General features: G+C 67.1%; 15 protein-coding genes. 7 read left to right on the forward strand and 8 right to left on the reverse strand.

Annotation, left to right across the window (positions count from 1 at the left end; genetic code table 11):
- Nucleotides 1-28 precede the first annotated feature (28 nt).
- On the forward strand, nucleotides 29-1,066 hold the full coding sequence (locus tag IEY87_RS06365) for a threonine aldolase family protein (protein ID WP_189137549.1): 1,038 nt from the start codon (nucleotides 29-31) through the stop codon (nucleotides 1,064-1,066).
- 1,679 nt (nucleotides 1,067-2,745) lie between these two features.
- On the opposite strand, the gene IEY87_RS06370 is transcribed toward IEY87_RS06365, so the two are convergent.
- The 8 genes from IEY87_RS06370 to rpmH all read right to left on the reverse strand — a co-directional run bounded on the left by IEY87_RS06370 (nucleotide 2,746) and on the right by rpmH (nucleotide 8,555).
- A complete protein-coding gene (locus IEY87_RS06370) occupies nucleotides 2,746-3,705 on the reverse strand; it encodes a ParB/RepB/Spo0J family partition protein (RefSeq protein WP_189137550.1) in 960 nt (319 codons plus the stop codon).
- Nucleotides 3,706-4,146: 441 nt separating this feature from the next.
- A complete protein-coding gene (locus IEY87_RS06375) occupies nucleotides 4,147-5,097 on the reverse strand; it encodes a ParA family protein (protein ID WP_195826251.1) in 951 nt (316 codons plus the stop codon).
- Nucleotides 5,098-5,216: 119 nt separating this feature from the next.
- Complete coding sequence (gene rsmG, locus IEY87_RS06380) at nucleotides 5,217-5,888, reverse strand: 16S rRNA (guanine(527)-N(7))-methyltransferase RsmG (RefSeq protein ID WP_189137552.1); 672 nt, start codon at nucleotides 5,886-5,888, stop codon at nucleotides 5,217-5,219.
- Between the two features lie 359 nt (nucleotides 5,889-6,247).
- A complete protein-coding gene (locus IEY87_RS06385; RefSeq protein WP_189137553.1) occupies nucleotides 6,248-6,736 on the reverse strand; it encodes a Jag family protein in 489 nt (162 codons plus the stop codon).
- A gap of 20 nt (nucleotides 6,737-6,756) precedes the next feature.
- On the reverse strand, nucleotides 6,757-7,710 hold the full coding sequence (gene yidC / locus IEY87_RS06390) for a membrane protein insertase YidC (protein ID WP_189137554.1): 954 nt from the start codon (nucleotides 7,708-7,710) through the stop codon (nucleotides 6,757-6,759).
- A 4-nt stretch (nucleotides 7,711-7,714) separates the two neighbouring features.
- Nucleotides 7,715-7,993, reverse strand: a complete 279-nt coding sequence (yidD, locus tag IEY87_RS06395; protein ID WP_189137555.1) for a membrane protein insertion efficiency factor YidD — start codon at nucleotides 7,991-7,993, stop codon at nucleotides 7,715-7,717.
- Entirely contained in the window at nucleotides 7,990-8,355 is a 366-nt protein-coding gene (gene rnpA, locus IEY87_RS06400; protein WP_225277142.1) for a ribonuclease P protein component, read from the reverse strand. The genes yidD and rnpA overlap by 4 nt, the downstream gene beginning before the upstream one ends.
- A gap of 62 nt (nucleotides 8,356-8,417) precedes the next feature.
- Nucleotides 8,418-8,555 (reverse strand): 50S ribosomal protein L34, encoded by a 138-nt coding sequence (gene rpmH, locus IEY87_RS06405; protein ID WP_043614899.1) that lies wholly within the window; start codon nucleotides 8,553-8,555, stop codon nucleotides 8,418-8,420.
- A 446-nt stretch (nucleotides 8,556-9,001) separates the two neighbouring features.
- Between rpmH and dnaA the strand changes: the two genes are divergently transcribed.
- The 6 genes from dnaA to gyrB all read left to right on the forward strand — a co-directional run bounded on the left by dnaA (nucleotide 9,002) and on the right by gyrB (nucleotide 17,277).
- A complete protein-coding gene (gene dnaA / locus IEY87_RS06410) occupies nucleotides 9,002-10,591 on the forward strand; it encodes a chromosomal replication initiator protein DnaA (RefSeq protein ID WP_189137556.1) in 1,590 nt (529 codons plus the stop codon).
- Between the two features lie 521 nt (nucleotides 10,592-11,112).
- Complete coding sequence (gene dnaN, locus IEY87_RS06415) at nucleotides 11,113-12,252, forward strand: DNA polymerase III subunit beta (protein WP_189138145.1); 1,140 nt, start codon at nucleotides 11,113-11,115, stop codon at nucleotides 12,250-12,252.
- 37 nt (nucleotides 12,253-12,289) lie between these two features.
- Nucleotides 12,290-13,240 (forward strand): phosphogluconate dehydrogenase (NAD(+)-dependent, decarboxylating), encoded by a 951-nt coding sequence (gene gnd, locus IEY87_RS06420; protein ID WP_263651751.1) that lies wholly within the window; start codon nucleotides 12,290-12,292, stop codon nucleotides 13,238-13,240.
- 67 nt (nucleotides 13,241-13,307) lie between these two features.
- Entirely contained in the window at nucleotides 13,308-14,540 is a 1,233-nt protein-coding gene (recF, locus tag IEY87_RS06425) for a DNA replication/repair protein RecF (RefSeq protein WP_189137557.1), read from the forward strand.
- Nucleotides 14,530-15,030: a DciA family protein gene (locus IEY87_RS06430; RefSeq protein ID WP_225277141.1), complete on the forward strand. Its 501-nt coding sequence runs from the start codon at nucleotides 14,530-14,532 to the stop codon at nucleotides 15,028-15,030. The genes recF and IEY87_RS06430 overlap by 11 nt, the downstream gene beginning before the upstream one ends.
- 303 nt (nucleotides 15,031-15,333) lie before the next feature.
- Nucleotides 15,334-17,277 carry a DNA topoisomerase (ATP-hydrolyzing) subunit B gene (gene gyrB / locus IEY87_RS06435; protein WP_189137558.1) on the forward strand — a complete coding sequence of 648 codons (1,944 nt, stop codon included), beginning with the start codon at nucleotides 15,334-15,336 and terminating at the stop codon, nucleotides 17,275-17,277.
- Nucleotides 17,278-17,306 lie beyond the last annotated feature (29 nt).

Consider the following 17,306-nt stretch of genomic DNA (forward strand, 5'->3'; position numbering starts at 1 on the left):
ATCCGGCGGCGATAGCTAACCTGGCCAGATGATGATCTCTCCTAAGAGCTTCGCCAGCGACAATCACGCCGGCGTGCATCCGGCCATATTCGAAGCCATGGCGGCAGCCAACCACGACGACGCGCCCGCCTACGGCGACGACGCCTGGACGTCGACGTTCGAGCGTCAGATCAAGGAAGCGTTCGGGCCTCAGGCCGAAGGATTCGCCGTCCTCAACGGCGCCGGCGCCAACATGGTCGGCTTGCCCCTGATGCTCGGCCGGTACGACGCCATCATCTGCGCTGACACCGCTCACATCGCCACGCACGAAACAGGTGCGGCGGAGCGACTTCTTGGCGTGAAGCTCATCACGGTGCCGACCCCGGACGGCAAGCTCCGCCCGGCGGACATCACCGGCCAAGCGCACAAGCTGGGCAGCCACCACGAGCCGCAACCCCGAGCGGTCTCCATCTCACAGGTGACCGAACTGGGCACCTGCTACACCCCCGCCGAGATCACCGAGCTGTCGGAAGCGGCCCACGCGGTGGGCATGCGTCTCCACATGGACGGCGCCAGACTCGCCAACGCCGCGGCCCACCTGGACTGCGGCCTGGACGCCATCACCACAGCGGCCGGCGTGGACGTCTTCAGCTTCGGCGGAACCAAGAACGGCGCTCTGGCAGCCGAGGCCGTAGTAGTCCTGGACCCATCCCTGAACCGGTCCATCCCCTACCTCCGCCGTCAGTCCCTGCAACTGGCCTCCAAGATGCGCTTCATCTCAGCCCAGCTCTCAGCTCTCCTGACAGACGACCTGTGGCACCAGAACGCCGCCCACGCCAACGCGATGGCCACCCGCCTGGCGGACGGCATATCGAGCGCCCCCGGCATCACCCTCGCCTACCCAGTCCAATCCAACGCCGTATTCGCCACCGTGCCCGCCCACGTAGCGACCACCCTGCGCAGCCGCTACCTCTTCCACCACTGGGACGAAGCCGCCGGCATAGTCCGCTGGATGACCGCCTTCAACACCACCCCAGAACAGATAGACGACTTCCTCAACGCCATCCACACAGCCGCCACCCCCTAACCCCCCGATCCCATGTTCCACGTGAAACCTCCCCTCGCCCCCACTCGCCGGGAGAGCGGGTAGTCGTGCGCCGGTGGAGCGCCGGTGGAGCGCCGGGCCGGAACTGCGACGGCTCGGCGTCTTCTTCCACCTAGAAACACGTACGCACGACAGGGCCACGCACGTACAACCCTTGGGTACCCCCGCCCTCCGCTTCGTCTTCCCCTTGAACAGAGCGGCGTGACGCCTGAACCATCACCCCGATAACCAACGATGGCGCCCGCGTCTCAACCGCTGCGCCCCAACGACACTTTCCCGCTGCTCCATCTCGCCCCGCCCCATCTGCCCTGCCGCACCCCGCATAAGACAGGCAGAGGTGACCGCGACGCCCAACGCATCGCCGGGCACGTTTCTCTTCTCGTGCCTGATCCCCCGCCCGACCACCTCTCTCAGCCCTCGGCACCCCAGCCCTGAACGCGCGTTTCACGTGAAACCAAAACCGGCTCCGCCAGAACCTTCCAGGGTCGCGGGAACCATCCCAGCCCCTCTTCGCAAGCGCCGGTAGCAGGGGCGCCCCTCACAGCAGTCCCACGAGGAGAGCCGAGACCGACCGAGTTGGACATGGCAATTGCAGTCATGAACCTCCCGGGACCGTCGGGTGATCGGAACGACCGGCCAAGCCGAGAGGGCATGCTTCCCGGATGTCCCCACGCCCACGCCCATGGTCGGCGTAGTCGTCGCGGTCATCGAGTACACGCGTCCCAGACGCGGAGGGATCTCCCGTCAACTCCCGGCCCGATAGATGTCGATGCCTCGACCGACGCTGCTGACAGCGTGCAGTCGGCGATGTTTCACGTGAAACGCGTCCCGGCGTCCCGGCGTCCCAGCGTCCCAGCGTCCCAGCGTCCCAGCGTCCCAGCGTCCCAGCGTCCCAGCGTCCCAGCGTCCCAGCGTCCCAGCGTCGGGGTTCGCGTTGTGCCCTTGTTGCTACTTACTCGATGGGTGTCGGAACGCTTCTGTTGAGTCCTTGACTGCTGTCCATGCCGTAAGGCGCTTCACCGTAGGGAGAAGCGGCATCCGCGTAGGAGCCTTCGCTCTGTTGTCCGCCTTCATGGGGGTGCCACCGATTCTCACGTCTCACGCCATAGCGAGGCATGCCCGTATGGAACTGGGCGATACGGAGCGCCCGGCAGCTAAGGGCTCGGGATGGGGGCCAACCACGGGGTGCCTGGGGTCCCGGTTGAAAAGTCTCGGTGCCTGGATAAATGGCCCTGGTCGCGTGGGCGCGGGTTGAGGCGTTGGCCTCAACCCGCCCGGGCAGCTGATCGCCTGAACCTTTTGGGTACGCGGGTAAGGGGCTTCGGCGCCTGGGTGCGCGGATTGAGGAGTCCGCTTCAGGGTGCGCGGATTGAGGGGGTGACTTCGGGGTGCGCGGAACGAGGGGGTGGCTTCAGGGTGGCGGCGCGTCTGGATCTTTGGGTGCCTGGCAGCTGGCGCCCAGGGTAAGGGTTGGCCTCGGGACGCCTGGGGGTTTGGGGGTTGGAGGCTTCTTGGCTGGGGTGGCGTCGGAGCTGCCTGGGGGGCGGTTTGGGGTGAGGGTGGTGGGTGAGGGGTTCGCCGTCGGCCTGGGTGGATTCCTCGGGCGGGGGGGTTGGGAGCCGCTACGAGGTGGGGTGGTGTTTCACGTGAAACGAAGGGGGTTAATCTTCGGCTTCGCGCATGACGCTCGCGGCGTTTGGGGCCATGGTGCCGATGATGCGCTCAAGGTCGTCGATGGTTGCGAACTCTACGACGATGCGGCCCTTGCGGCGGCCGAGGTCGACCTTGACCTTGGTTTCGAAGTGGTCTGAGAGGCGGTCGGCGAGGGTCGTCAAGCTTGGGTCTGCGGGCTTGGCGGGCTGACGCTCTCGGGCGGGCTTCTGGGGTGCGGCTCCAGCGCTGCCCAGGGCGACGATCTCCTCCACTGCCCGAACCGAGAGAAGCTCGGCAACGATGCGCGAAGCCAGATGGATCTGCTCCTCGGGGCTGTCGAGGCCGAGGAGGGCACGGGCGTGGCCGGCGGAAATAGTCTTCGCGGCGACCTTCAGCTGCACCTCAGGCGGGGAGTTGAGCAGGCGCAAGGTGTTGGTGATGTGGGAGCGGGAGCGGCCGATCCTCTGGGCGAGCTGGTCGTGAGTTGCTTGGAAGTCGTCCAGGAGCTGCCGGTAGGCGGCCGCCTCCTCCAGCGGGTTGAGCTCCTCGCGCTGAAGGTTCTCAATCAGGGCATCCCGTAGGAGGTCGGTGTCCTGGGTGTTCCGAACGATCGCCGGCACCGGGTCCAGGCCCACCAGCTTGCAGGCGCGCCAGCGACGCTCCCCCATGATGAGCTCATAGCGGCCACCCCCGACCGAGCGCACGACGATCGGCTGCAGCAGTCCGACTTCGCGAATGGAGGCCGCCAACTCATCCAGGCGCTCGCCATCGAAGATCTCGCGCGGCTGACGCGGGTTGGGCACGATCGCGGCTAGGTCTATCTCCCGGAAGTACGCTCCGGCAATCGGCTTCGGACCGGTCTCGTTCGTCGACCCGGTCGGGTCAACCGTCCCCGTCCCGTCAACGATGGGACCGGTCGGGATGAGCGCCCCCAGCCCCTTGCCCAATCCCCGCCGCACCTGGCTCACTACGTCTCCTCATCCGCCCGGGCTGATTCCGGTCTATCCAGGGAAGGTTACCGTTGCCAACCCGACCCGGCGCCTTCGCGCCACACACCGTCCCACCGGATTTACACCACCATGCCCTGAACACCCTCATTGCCTTCGCTCCCGGCGAAGCAGAGACGCCCTACACCGGAGACCGGCTGGCGCACCAGGCCTCACGCACGGAGCTCACGCACGTAGCTCACGCACGTAGCTCACGGACAGGGCTCACGGACAGGGCTCACGGACGGGGCTCACGGACGGGGCTCACCGCACCAGCAGCGGCTCTTCTGCGCGCGTGGACGCGTACACCTCTGAGCTGTACGGAAGCCGTACACGCAGACGACGGAAGCGTATGCACAGCGGACGGAAGCCGTACGCGCAGACGTGAACGTGCGGCCGTGAGGGGCGCGCTGGTGAGGGCGGCTAGACCGCTGCTCGGTGGGCGATCTCGCGGGCCGCGTCCATGTAGGCCATGGCTCCGCTGGAGCCGGGGTCGTAGGTCATGACGGACTGGCCGTAGCTGGGGGCCTCCGAGAGGCGGACGCTGCGGGGGATCACCGTTCTGAGGACCGTGTCGCCGAAGTGGGCTCGGACCTCGTCCGCCACCTGTGAAGCGAGCCGGGTGCGGCCGTCGTACATGGTGAGGACGATGGTGGATAGGCGGAGGGTGGGGTTGAGGTGGGCCTTGATGAGGTCGACGTTGCGGAGAAGCTGGCCGAGGCCCTCCAGGGCGTAGTACTCGCACTGGATCGGGATCATGACCTCGTCCGCGGCGACCAGGGCGTTGACCGTGAGGAGGCCGAGCGACGGCGGGCAGTCGATGATGATGTAGTCGAAGTCGATGCCCTCGTAGGCGGCCAGGGCGCGGCGGAGGCGGGCCTCACGGGCGACCAGGGAGACGAGCTCGATCTCGGCGCCGGCCAGGTCGATGGTGGCGGGGGCGCAGTAGAGGTTGGGCATCTCGGGGACCTGCTTGATGATGTCCGCCAAGGGCAGGTCGTCGACCAGCACCTGATAGACGTCAGGGATGTCACCGCGGTGCTCGGTCGCCAGCGCTGTGGAGGCGTTGCCCTGCGGGTCGAGGTCCACCACGAGGACGCGTTCGCCGTTCATGGAGAGGGCGGCGGCGATGTTGACGGACGTCGTGGTCTTGCCCACGCCGCCCTTCTGGTTCGCCACGGCGATCACCCGGCATCTGGCGGGTTTTGGCCATGAGCCGTCAGCCCGGTCAGGGGCGTCACCCGCCTGCGCCGGCAACTGCGCGACGGGTGTTTCACGTGAAACCACTGAGTTGAGCGCCTCTCGTACCAACGGCGAATCACCTGGGTTCAGGGGGGTCTGGGTCACGTTGGTAATCCTTTCAACCCGTGGCATTTCAGTGCCGGGAATTTGCTGTCGCGACACGCCCTTTTCGGGCCAGCCAACCCCAGTGGGACTTTCGGACAGATGGCTGCCCGGCCAGCCAAGACCGCTATAAGCGACTGGCACGACCGTCACCTCCTTCGTCGGCGCCTACCTTGCTCTGGCGCGCGACCCGATATCACCCGAACCAATGTTGCAGGCGGCTCGACCTTACCGTGCCCGACGGTCACAAGCTCGGCCGTTGTCGCCCCACTGGCTCGCAATTGGGGCTCCGCCTCGGCGAGTTCTTCCGCCGCTCGCTCCCCCTTCATCGCGATCAGCTCGCCACCTTCGCGCAGCAGCGGCATCGCCCACTTCAGGAGTCGGTCGAGCGGAGCGACCGCGCGGGCGCTGGCTACGTCGAACACCCGCTTGCCCGCGAGCTCCTCCGCCCGCCCGCGCAGCACCTCGACGTTCTGCAGCTTGAGCGCTTCGACGCACTCCTCCAGGAAGACGGTACGGCGCAGCAACGGCTCCAGCAGAGTGACCGTGATGTCCTGCCGGACGATCGCCAGGACAATTCCGGGCAGACCGGCACCCGAGCCGATGTCGACCAGGCGCACGCCCTCGGGGATGGCCTCGGCCACGACGGCGCAGTTGAGCAGGTGGCGGTCCCAGATGCGCGGCACCTCGCGCGGGCCCAGCAGCCCGCGCACCACTCCGGGTCCGGCCAGCAGCTCGGCGAACGCCTCTGCCCGGTCCCAGGCTTCGCCGGCGAAGACGTCTCGCGCGATGTCCGGCGGCGGCGGTAGCTCTTCGCTCACTGCTTGGTGGCCCTTTCTGAGGGATGAGTGGTGATGGTGTCTACCCAAGGCTAAGCGGGCGATCACTGTTGAAGACTAGCGGGCCGCCCTGAACGGAGCCTCCGCGTGCACCACCGTCGGAACGCTTTTCCGGCATGAGGAAAAGCGGAAGATCAGCCGGACGGTGACCCAATCCATCAACTCGACCGGGCAAGTCGGGTACGCAAGCCGGTCCACAAGGTTTCGGGTACGCAAGCGGTCCACTGCGGGTACGCAAGCCGGTCCACAATGCACGGCTCGCGCCGTACAAGCATCTGAGACGGAAACGGCCGTCAGCTGCCTGTAGGGCGGGCTGACGGCCGGTCGTGAGGAGGTGCGGGTCAGGCGGGCAGGACCACCACGTAGCGGTGGGGCTCCTCGCCCTCCGACTCGCTGGTGAGCCCGGCAGCGGCCACCGCGTCGTGCACGATCTTGCGTTCGAAGGGAGTCATCGGCTGGAGTGCCTTGGGCTCGCCCTGGTCCCGGACCTGGGCGGCGATCTCGGTGCCGAGCTTGGTGAGCTCCGCGCGGCGGCGCTCGCGGTAGCCGGCGACGTCGAGCATCAGCCGGGACCGCTCCCCCGTCTGCCGGTGAACGGCCAGCCGGGTCAGCTCCTGAAGTGCCTCCAGGACCTCGCCCGAAGGCCCGACCAGCTCGTTGCCCTTGAGCCCGACGACGGAGACCAGCGCACGGTCGCCTTCGACGTCCATATCGATGTCACCGTCGATGTCGGCGATGTCGAGAAGGCCTTCGACGTAGTCCGCCGCGATCTCGCCTTCCTGCTCGAGCACGCTGAGATCAGGAGCCTTCTCCTGCTCGGCCTCGGTCATGGCCGGCCTCTCCTTCGTATTCACGACTTCTTGCTGCCGGTGCGCTTGCTACGTGGCTGGCGGCTCGGCTGGTTCCTGACGATCTTAGGCTCAGGAGGCGGCGGGGGGGCCTCCTCCACCACCGCATCCGTCTTGCGAATCTTCGCGAGCAGGCTCGGCTTGGGCTTCACCGGAACGACGTTGCCCTTGGCGTCGAACTCCGGCATCGGGTTGCGGCTGTAGAACCAGTGCTGCTGGCCGAGCGTCCACACGTTCGTGGTCACCCAGTACATGATCAGGCCGAGTGGGAAGTTCAGGCTGAAGAAGGCGAACAGCGGGGAGATCCACATCAGGATCTTCTGCTGCTGGGCCATCGGGTTGTCCGGCATCTGGGCGATGGACCGCGTGACGCTCTGCCGGACGGTGAGGAACGTGGTCAGCGAGCTGATCGCCACGAAGATGCCGAGCACGACCTTGGTCTGGATGACCGTGGCGTTCAGGGCGACGATGTCCTCGCTGGACATGAAGAAGTTCGCGGGCAGCGGCGCACCGAAGATGTGCGCGGCTCGGGCGCTTCTGACGAGCTCTTCCGTCATGCCGTAGACCGCGCGGCCGTTGGCCATCGCCTGGAGCACGGTGAACATCGAGATGAAGATGGGGAACTGCGCCACGACGGGGAGGCAGCCCCCGAGCGGGTTGGCGCCCGCCCCCTGGTACAGCGCCATGACCTCCTGGTTCATGCGCTGCTTGTCGTTCTTGTGACGCTTGCGGAGCTCAGCCACCTTGGGGGCGAGCTCCTGCATCTTCTTCGACGACCTCATCTGCTTGAGGAAGAGGGGGAAGATGAGGATCCGCATGAGCACGGTCAGCGTGACAATGGTCAGCATCCATGTCAGGCCGCTGTCCGGGTTAAGGACTGTGCTGTAACCCGTATGGATCCAGGTGATGACGAAGGCTACGGCTTCATAGAGCCAGCTCAGCCAGGACAGCTCCACCGAGCTATCTCCCTTGCATTTCGTGGGACCGAACCGGGCGTGGGGGCACCGGGTCTATACCGCCGGGATGGAATGGGTGGCAACGCCCGATACGCCGGACAGTCAACCATGTGCCGCGCAATGCTCCGTGTACGGAGATCGCCTCAAGACCGTATGCGCTGCACGAGGGGTAGAAACGGCAGCGCGGACCGAGCATCGGGCTGATGAACGCCCGGTAGAACCGGATGGGGACGATCAGCACCCGAGCGCCAAGGCTCGGAGTCCCGTGCGGCTGCTCCGTCATCTCTGTCCATCCATCGAGGACTCACGCCGCCTGAGCAATCGATCCAATGCGAGGTCGAGCTCGGCAGCAAGCTGGTCGCATCGCGCAGACGCGGCCGGTGGATTGGCGCGTACCACCAGCAGGCTACCTCTCGGAAGGCGGTCGAGACGGTCCCGCATCAGGTGTCGGAGCCGCCGCTTGACCTTGTTACGCACCACCGCGCCTCCGACGGCCCGGCTCACCACGAAACCCACCAGAGGCGTCCCTTCCCCGGAAATACCGAGATGGACGACCAGGGTGGGACGACCTGCGCGCTTTCCGCGCTTGATCGCGGCCTTGAACTCGTCCCCGCGCCGCATGCGGGAATGACGGGCTAGCACCATATACGCCTATTGCCCGCCGGTGGACTGCACCGGCGGGCGGACTATCGGACGACTCGGGGCGATCAGGCCGACAGCTTCTCGCGGCCCTTACGGCGACGAGCGGCGAGGATGGCGCGACCGGCCCGGGTGCGCATCCGGAGCCGGAAGCCGTGGGTCTTCGCGCGGCGACGGTTGTTCGGCTGGAAAGTACGCTTGCTCACGGGTGGGCTCCAGGCTTGAAGGTGCGCACGAGGCGCTGAACACACATGGCCGGCCTGTCTGAAATGCGAGGGCACGCGAAATAGCCGTCGCGTGACAAGCCGACCGTCGTACGTTACGGGTGAAGAGCGTCTCAGGTCAAACCGAAAACGGTTATCCACGTATCCACAGGGGGCTTGTCCACCGCCCGGCTCATGTCCACAGCATGTGCACTCACGTACCACTAGGCTGTGGACAACGTCTTGAACACAGCTGTGCACATAGATACTGTCGGCCCTTCCAGACGCGCCATCAGGCTGTGCACAACTTGTGGATCTCCTGTGGAGACGCTGGGTATTCGACCCGGGCGCGATGCTGTGGACGACGGGGACTGATCACTACGCGGGCGGCCCCCGTATGTGGATAACAATCGCGGGGGGCCGCGACAGGAAGGAGGGGGAGCCACACCATGAACGGTGTCGACCTCGGCGCGGTATGGAAGAGGGCCCTGACCAACTTCCTCAACGAGAACGTGCCCGCACAGCAGCGCACCTGGCTCTCCATGGTCCGTCCGATCGCCCTGGCGGACGACACGATCGTGCTGGGCGTGCCGAACGACTTCCTCAAGGACCTCATCGAGCGCAAACTGCGCCCGCTCGTGGCGCACGCGCTGTCCCAGGAGCTCGGCCGGGCCATGCGGCTGGCCGTGATGATCGATACGACGGCGCCCGAACAGCCGATGCAATCGATGCAGGAACATCATCCACAGCCTGGGGGTCAAAGTTATCCCCAGAGCCAGGACCAGCAGCCACGTTATACACACGGTGCGCAACCCCAGCACTACCAGGCTTCGGAGCCGCCGCAGTTCTATTCTCCACAGCCTGACCAGGGGCCGTCATCCACCGACTATCCACAGCCGACGTTCTCGTTCGACCAGGCTCAGCCGTACACACCGCCTGTGCAGAAGGAGCCGGAGCCGGCGCCGAACAGGTGGGAAGCCAAGAGCAACAAGCCCAGCGAACCGGCCAGGCTGAACCAGAAGTACACCTTTGAGACCTTCGTCATCGGCGCCAGCAACCGCTTCGCGCACGCCGCGGCCGTGGCCGTCGCCGAATCCCCCGCGAAGGCGTACAACCCGCTGTTCATCTACGGCGACTCCGGCCTGGGCAAGACCCACCTGCTGCACGCCATCGGGCACTACGCGCAGAGCCTGTACGACGGCGCGCGGGTGCGGTACGTCAGCTCCGAGGAGTTCACCAACGACTTCATCAACAGCATCCGCGACCACAAGGCCGACGGCTTTCGCGGACGCTATCGAGCCATCGACATCCTGCTTGTGGACGACATCCAGTTCCTGGAGGGCAAGGAGCAGACGCAGGAGGAGTTCTTCCACACCTTCAACACGCTCCACAACGCCAACAAGCAGATCGTCATCTCCAGCGACCGGGCGCCCAAGCAGCTGATCACGCTGGAGGACCGGCTGCGCAACCGGTTCGAGTGGGGGCTGATCACCGATGTGCAGCCGCCCGAGCTGGAGACGCGGATCGCCATCCTGCGGAAGAAGGCCATCCAGGAGGGCCTGGCCGCGCCGCCCGAGGTGCTGGAGTACATCGCGAGCCGGATCTCCACCAACATCCGTGAGCTCGAGGGCGCGCTGATCAGGGTCACCGCGTTCGCCAGCCTCAATCGCCAGGGTGTGGATCTCCAGCTGGCCGAGGTGGTGCTGAAGGATCTGATCACCTCCGAATCCGGGCCGGAGATAACGATCGCCACGATCATGCACAAGACCGCCGAATACTTCGGGATCAGCATCGACGACCTCTGCGGCAGCTCGCGCAGCAGGGCCCTGGTGAACGCCAGGCAGATCGCGATGTACCTGGCTCGGGAGCTGACGGAGCTGTCGCTGCCCAAGATCGGCCAGCAGTTCGGCGGCCGCGATCACACCACCGTCATGCACGCCGAGCGCAAGATCCGCTCGCTCATCGCGGAGCGACGGTCGATGTACAACCAGGTCAACGAGCTGACAATGCGCATCAAACAGACGTCCCGCGGGTCCTAGCCGTCATGCACAGCCTGTGGATAACACTGTGGATCAGGGAAAACGCGCGAACGGCCCGTCCGTACGCCCCGCATTGCCCGGAAAAATTCCGCACAGCGCTTGGGGATAACCCTGGGGACATCCTGAGGAGAACCTGGGGACTACCGGTGGACGACTTGGGGACGGCCTGTGCACAGTCTTTTGGAGGCCGTTCGCGGGACCGTTTTGTCCGTGGACAACCTGGGGACAGGCAGTGGATGACCGGTGGATGAACACCCCCTGATCTGGGGATGGCCTGTGTGCAACGAAGCGTCGTCCCCAGCCGCCGAAGTTACCCCCAGGCGTCACCCACAACCGCAGTGGATGAAAACAGGGCCGTTGACCAGGGCAGACGCGGGTTGTCCACAGTATCCACCGCCCCTACTGTGATGACTTCACTTATCTCTTAAGAAGAAACTCAAGACCCATAGAGGGGTTCTCCCGGATCGAGGGTGCGGGAGACGCGACACTTGAATCAACGACGATCCAGGAGGCTGATGACCGTGATGTTCCGAATCGAGCGAGACGTCCTCGCTGAGGCGGTGGCATGGACGGCACGCAGTCTGCCCGCACGGCCATCGGTGCCCGTTCTCGCCGGCATGCGCCTCGAGGTCACCGAGGATCAGCGGCTGAAGCTGTCCGGCTTCGACTACGAGGTCTCCGCCGAGGTGACGCTGGAGCTCCACACCGGTGAGCAGGGGGTCGTCCTGGTCTCGGGCAAGCTGCTCGCCGAGATCACCCGCGCTCTTCCCGCACAGCCTGTGGACTTCGTCGTCGAAGGCGCCAAGGCCGTCGTGACCTGTGGCAGCGCCCGCTTCACCCTGCTCACCATGCCTGTGGAGGACTACCCCTCGCTCCCGGTCATGCCACCGGCCGCCGGGCGAATCGGCAGCGACACCTTCGCCTCCGCCGTCGGCCAGGTCGCCGTCGCCGCCGGGCGGGACGACACGCTGCCCATGCTCACCGGCGTGCGGATGGAGATCGAGGGCGACCTGGTGACGCTCGCCGCGACCGACCGCTACCGGCTGGCCGTGCGTGAGCTCAAGTGGCAGCCGGACCAGCCGGACTTCTCCGCCATCGCGATGATCCCCGGCAAGACGCTCGCCGACACGGCCAAGGCTCTCGGCGGGAGCGGCGCCGAGGTGGAGATCGCGCTCAGCGCGGCCGGCGGCACCGGCGAGGGCATGATCGGCTTCTCCAGTGCCGGGCGCCGGACCACCACGCGCCTGCTGGACCCCGAGTTCCCCAAGTACCGCTCGCTGCTGCCCACCGAGTTCTCCGCGAAGGCGGATCTGTCCACAGCCTCGTTCGTCGAAGCCGTCAAGCGCGTGGCCCTGGTGGCCGAGCGCAACACGCCGGTGCGACTGGCGTTCAAGAGCGGTGAGGTGGTGCTCGAAGCCGGCAGCGGCGACGAGGCCCAGGCCGTCGAGGCGCTGCCTGTGGACTACGAGGGCGACGAGATGAACATCGCCTTCAATCACCAGTTCCTGCTGGAAGGGCTCGGTGCCATCGACTCCGACATCGCCCGCCTGCAGATGACCACGTCCACCAAGCCCGCCATCCTCACCGGTGGCAAGCCTGTGGATGACGTGGGCGCTCCCGACTACCGTTACCTGATCATGCCCATCCGCCTGTCCAGCTGAGAACATCATCGGGGATGATGGAGGCCTGACGAGGGGGTTGGACTACATGCAGATCGGCATGGTCGGACTGGGCAAAATGGGTGGCAACATGGCCGAGCGGCTGCGCCGCGGCGGTCATGAGGTGGTCGGCTACGACCACGATCCCGAGGTCAGCGACGTCGGCAGCCTCAAGGAGCTGGCCGAGCGGCTGCAGGCGCCCCGGGCCGTCTGGGTGATGGTGCCCGCCGGCAAGCCCACCCAGCAGACGATCGACCGGCTGGGCGAGCTGCTGTCCGAAGGCGACGTGGTCGTCGACGGCGGGAACTCCCACTACGTCGACGACCAGAAGCACGCCGCCGAGCTGGCCGGCAAGGGCGTCAGGTTCGTCGACTGCGGGGTCAGCGGCGGCGTCTGGGGGCTCGAGAACGGCTACGCGCTCATGGTCGGCGGCGAGCAGGCCGACGTCCAGCACCTCATGCCGATCTTCGAAACGCTCAAGCCGGAGGGCGAGGACGGCTTCGTCCACGCGGGAGACGTCGGCGCCGGGCACTTCGCCAAGATGGTCCACAACGGCATCGAGTACGGCATGATGCAGGCCTTCGCCGAGGGGTGGGAGCTGCTGGAGGCCTCCGACGTCGTCAAGGACGTCAGGGGCTCGTTCAGCAGCTGGCGCACCGGCACCGTGATCCGCTCCTGGCTGCTCGACCTGCTGGTGCGGGCGCTGGACGACGACGAGAAGCTGGCGGAGCTGCGGGGTTACGCACAGGACTCCGGCGAGGGCCGGTGGACGGTCCAGGCGGCTGTGGATCACGCCGTCCCGCTGCCCGTGATCACCGCCGCCCTCTACGCCAGGTTCGCCTCGCGGCAGGACGACCCGCCGGCGATGAAGGTGGTCGCGGCGCTGCGCAACCAGTTCGGCGGCCACGCGACCACCTCCGCCGAAGGATCTGTGGAAAAGGGCGCCGACGCGCCGGGGGCGGACGTCCGTCCACCGCGCGAAGCGGAGTGACGCGGGTTTTCCACAGGGTGTGCGCCGGTTGCCCCAGTGGCGCTCGGGGCGCACTAACCTTCGTGGGGTGCACGTCGCCCACCTCTCGCTGACCGACTTCCGGTCCTACGCATCCGTGGAGCTCGGCCTGGAGCCGGGCGTCACGGCCTTCGTGGGCCCCAATGGCCAGGGCAAGACCAACCTGGTCGAGGCCATCGGCTACGTGGCGACGCACTCCAGCCACCGGGTGGCCGCCGACGCGCCGCTGGTGCGTCAGGGCGCGGCGCGGGCGATCGTGCGCTGCGCCGTCCAGCGGGACGACCGGCGCGCGCTGGTGGAGCTGGAGATCAACCCCGGCCGGGCCAACCGCGCGCGGCTCAACCGCTCGGCGGTGTCCAGGCCCCGGGACGTCATCGGCCTGCTGCGCACGGTGCTGTTCGCGCCCGAGGACCTGTCGCTGATCAAGGGCGACCCGGCGGAGCGCCGCCGCTTCCTCGACGAGCTGCTGGTGTCCAGGACGCCCAGGTTCGCCGGGGTGCGTGCCGATTACGACCGGGTGCTCAAGCAGCGCGGCGCGCTGTTGCGTACGGCCTCCCAGGCCCGCAGAGGCACCAGGAGCGGCCGACGGGCCGAGGGGGACACCGGGTTCGCGGCGGCGGGCGCCGGAGACGTCCTGAGCACTCTGGAGGTCTGGGACGCCCATCTCGCCCGGCACGGCGCGGAGTTGCTGCGCGCCAGGCTCGAGCTCATCGACGAGCTGCGCCCGCTGGTGGCGGGCGCCTATGCCTCGCTCGCCCCGACGAGCGCCCCCGCGACGCTGGCCTATCGCAGCACGTTGTCCACAGGCCAGGACGGTGCTGAGGACGAATCCCCCGGTGAGCGCGGATCTTCCGATGCACAGACGTTATCCACAGACTTGGGGAAAACCCTTGAAGAGCGGCTGCGCGAGCGGCTACTGGAGGTCCGCTCGGCCGAGATCGAAAGAGGCGTGACGCTCGTCGGCCCGCACCGCGACGACCTGGTTCTCGGCCTCGGCGAGCTGCCCGCCCGGGGCTACGCCAGTCACGGCGAGTCCTGGTCGTTCGCGCTCGCGCTGCGGCTGGCCGCCTACGACCTGCTGCGCGCCGACGGCGGCGATCCCGTGCTGATCCTCGACGACGTCTTCGCCGAGCTCGACACGCAGCGCCGACGCCGGCTGGCGGAGATCGTCGCCCCCGCCGAGCAGGTGCTCATCACCGCGGCTGTGGACGACGACGTGCCGGCCGAGCTGGCCGGTGCCCGATTCGACGTAGCGGAGGGGAGCGTGACGCGTGTCCGTTGACGACGATCCGACGGCCCGGGGCGCCGCCATGGCCAGGGAGAAGCTGGCCCAGGCCAAGGCCGACGCCGCCAAGCGGGGGCAGCTGCCGCGGCGCGAGCCCAGGCGCAAGGCCGCGGGCCCGCGCCGGGACACCGGGGACCCGCAGCTCTTCGGCCGGGCGATCAGCGAGCTGCTGGCCGCCCGCGGCTGGGAGCGGTCGGCGGCCGTCGGCGCCGTGTTCGGCCGCTGGATCGACATCGTCGGCCCTGATCTGGCGGCGCACACCAAGCCGGAGTCGTTCGAGGACGGCGAGGTGCTCGTCGTGGCCGACTCGACGGCGTGGGCGACCCAGGTCCGGCTGCTCGCGCGCACCCTTGTGCGCAGGCTCAACGAGGAACTCGGCGACAACACCGTGACGAAGGTCAAGGTCAGGGGCCCGCAGAACGCCCCTCGACCAGCGGGTGGATTACGGGTGACCGGAAGCCGTGGCCCCGGCGACACCTACGGTTAGGCGCGCCAGGCGATCAGAGAGCCGCAGACGCGTTGACCCCCGACCCAAGAGGGGGGATGCTTGCCAGGGGGCAAAACGAGCTAGGGAGCATCACAGGCGCGTTCATTGCTACCTTCGGGCTCCAGAGCCGGTAGAATGAAAGCGGATTCCGGACACGTCCGCTTGCGTGTCACCCCGGCACCAAGCCGACTCCCCTGGGTGACCGCGCATCGGGGGCATTCACGACGGTGACGGGCACGGCAGGGGCAGCTTTGAAAGCAATCGCCTCCCCCGCCGCGTGTCCGCGGCAGGAGGATTTCGCAGTTGTCCTACGACGCTAGCTCAATCACCGTACTCGAGGGGCTTGAAGCCGTTCGCAAGCGCCCGGGTATGTATATCGGGTCGACCGGTGAGCGCGGCCTCCATCATCTCGTCTACGAAATCGTGGACAACGCGGTGGACGAGGCGCTCGCCGGCTTCGCCGACCGTATCGACATCACACTCATGGCCGACAACGGTGTGCGCGTGATCGACAACGGCCGAGGCATCCCGACGGGCATCCACCCGGTCGAGAAGCGCTCGGCCGTCGAGGTCGTGCTCACCACCCTGCACGCCGGCGGCAAGTTCGACAGCCAGGCCTACGCGGTCTCCGGCGGCCTGCACGGCGTCGGCTCGGCCGTCGTCAACGCGCTGTCCACCGGCATGGACGTCGAGGTGAAGCAGCGGGGCCACTACTGGCGCGTCTACTTCGACCACTCCAAGCCGACGGCCCCCCTGGCCAAGGGCGAGGAGACCGACGAGACCGGCACGACCATCACCTTCTGGCCGGACCCCGACATCTTCGAGACCACCACCTGGAACTACGAGACGCTCTCGCGGCGCTTCCAGGAGATGGCCTTCCTCAACAAGGGTCTGACGATCACCATCACGGATGAGCGTCCCGACCACGTCAACGGTGAGGCGCACCGGGCCGAATACTGCTACCAGGGCGGCCTGGCCGACTTCGTCAAGCACCTCAACGGCAAGAAGGAGCCGGCGCACGCGTCGATCATCTCCTTCGAGGAGGAGGGCGAGGGCGCCGCGGTCGAGATCGCGATGCAGTGGAACCACTCCTACTCGGAGTCCGTCTACACCTTCGCCAACACCATCAACACGGCCGAGGGCGGCACCCACGAGGAAGGCTTCCGCGCCGCGCTGACGACCATCGTCAACCGCTACGCGCGCGAGCAGAAGTTCCTCAAGGAGGGCAAGGACGACAACCTCTCCGGTGAGGACGTCCGCGAGGGCCTGACCGCGATCATCTCGATCAAGCTGACGGACCCCCAGTTCGAGGGCCAGACCAAGACCAAGCTGGGCAACACCGAGGCCAAGTCGTTCGTGCAGAAGGCCTGCAACGACCATCTGCGCGACTGGTTCGAGCGCAACCCCGGCGAGGCCAAGGACATCATCAACAAGTCGCTGCAGGCTTCCCGCGCCCGCATGGCGGCTCGCCAGGCCCGCGACCTGACCAGGCGCAAGTCGCTGCTGGAGTCGGGCAGCGGCCTGCCCGGCAAGCTGGCCGACTGCCAGTGGAACGACCCGGAGAAGTGCGAGCTGTTCATCGTCGAGGGTGACTCGGCCGGCGGCTCCGCCAAGGGCGGCCGCGACTCGCGCTTCCAGGCGATCCTCCCCATCCGCGGCAAGATCCTCAACGTGGAGAAGGCGCGGATCGACAAGGTCCTGAAGAACAACGAGGTCCAGGCCCTGATCACCGCGCTGGGCACCGGCGTGCACGACGAGTTCGACATCGCCAAGCTGCGCTACCACAAGGTCATCCTGATGGCGGACGCCGACGTCGACGGCCAGCACATCAACACGCTGCTGCTGACGCTGCTGTTCAGGTTCATGCGGCCGCTGATCGAGGCCGGGCACGTCTACCTCTCCTGCCCTCCCCTCTACAAGATCAAGTGGGACCGTAAGGGCGACGACGCCTCCTACGCCTACTCCGACCCCGAGCGTGACGCGGTCATCCAGGCCGGCATCGACGCGGGGAAGCCCGACCCCAGGGCCCGCGACAACATCCAGCGCTTCAAGGGTCTGGGCGAGATGAACGCCTCCCAGCTCTGGGAGACCACCATGAACCCCGAGACGCGGCTGCTGCGCCTGGTCACGCTCGACGACGCCGCACAGGCCGACGACCTGTTCAGCGTGCTCATGGGCGAAGACGTGGAAGCCCGGCGCGACTTCATCATCCGCAACGCACGCGACGTCCGCTTCCTCGACGTCTAGCGGCCTAGCCGTCGGTACGGATTCCGCTA

Source organism: Nonomuraea glycinis (assembly GCF_014646515.1).
Taxonomy (GTDB): Bacteria; Actinomycetota; Actinomycetes; order Streptosporangiales; family Streptosporangiaceae; genus Nonomuraea; species Nonomuraea glycinis.

Coding starts and splice junctions, on each gene's coding strand:
- IEY87_RS06365 (WP_189137549.1), top strand. CDS start 29: ATGATGATCTCTCCTAAGAGCTTCGCCAGCGACAATCACGCCGGCGTG.
- IEY87_RS06375 (WP_195826251.1), bottom strand. CDS start 5,097: ATGCCACGGGTTGAAAGGATTACCAACGTGACCCAGACCCCCCTGAAC.
- IEY87_RS06385 (WP_189137553.1), bottom strand. CDS start 6,736: ATGACCGAGGCCGAGCAGGAGAAGGCTCCTGATCTCAGCGTGCTCGAG.
- yidD (WP_189137555.1), bottom strand. CDS start 7,993: ATGACGGAGCAGCCGCACGGGACTCCGAGCCTTGGCGCTCGGGTGCTG.
- rnpA (WP_225277142.1), bottom strand. CDS start 8,355: ATGGTGCTAGCCCGTCATTCCCGCATGCGGCGCGGGGACGAGTTCAAG.
- dnaA (WP_189137556.1), top strand. CDS start 9,002: ATGAACGGTGTCGACCTCGGCGCGGTATGGAAGAGGGCCCTGACCAAC.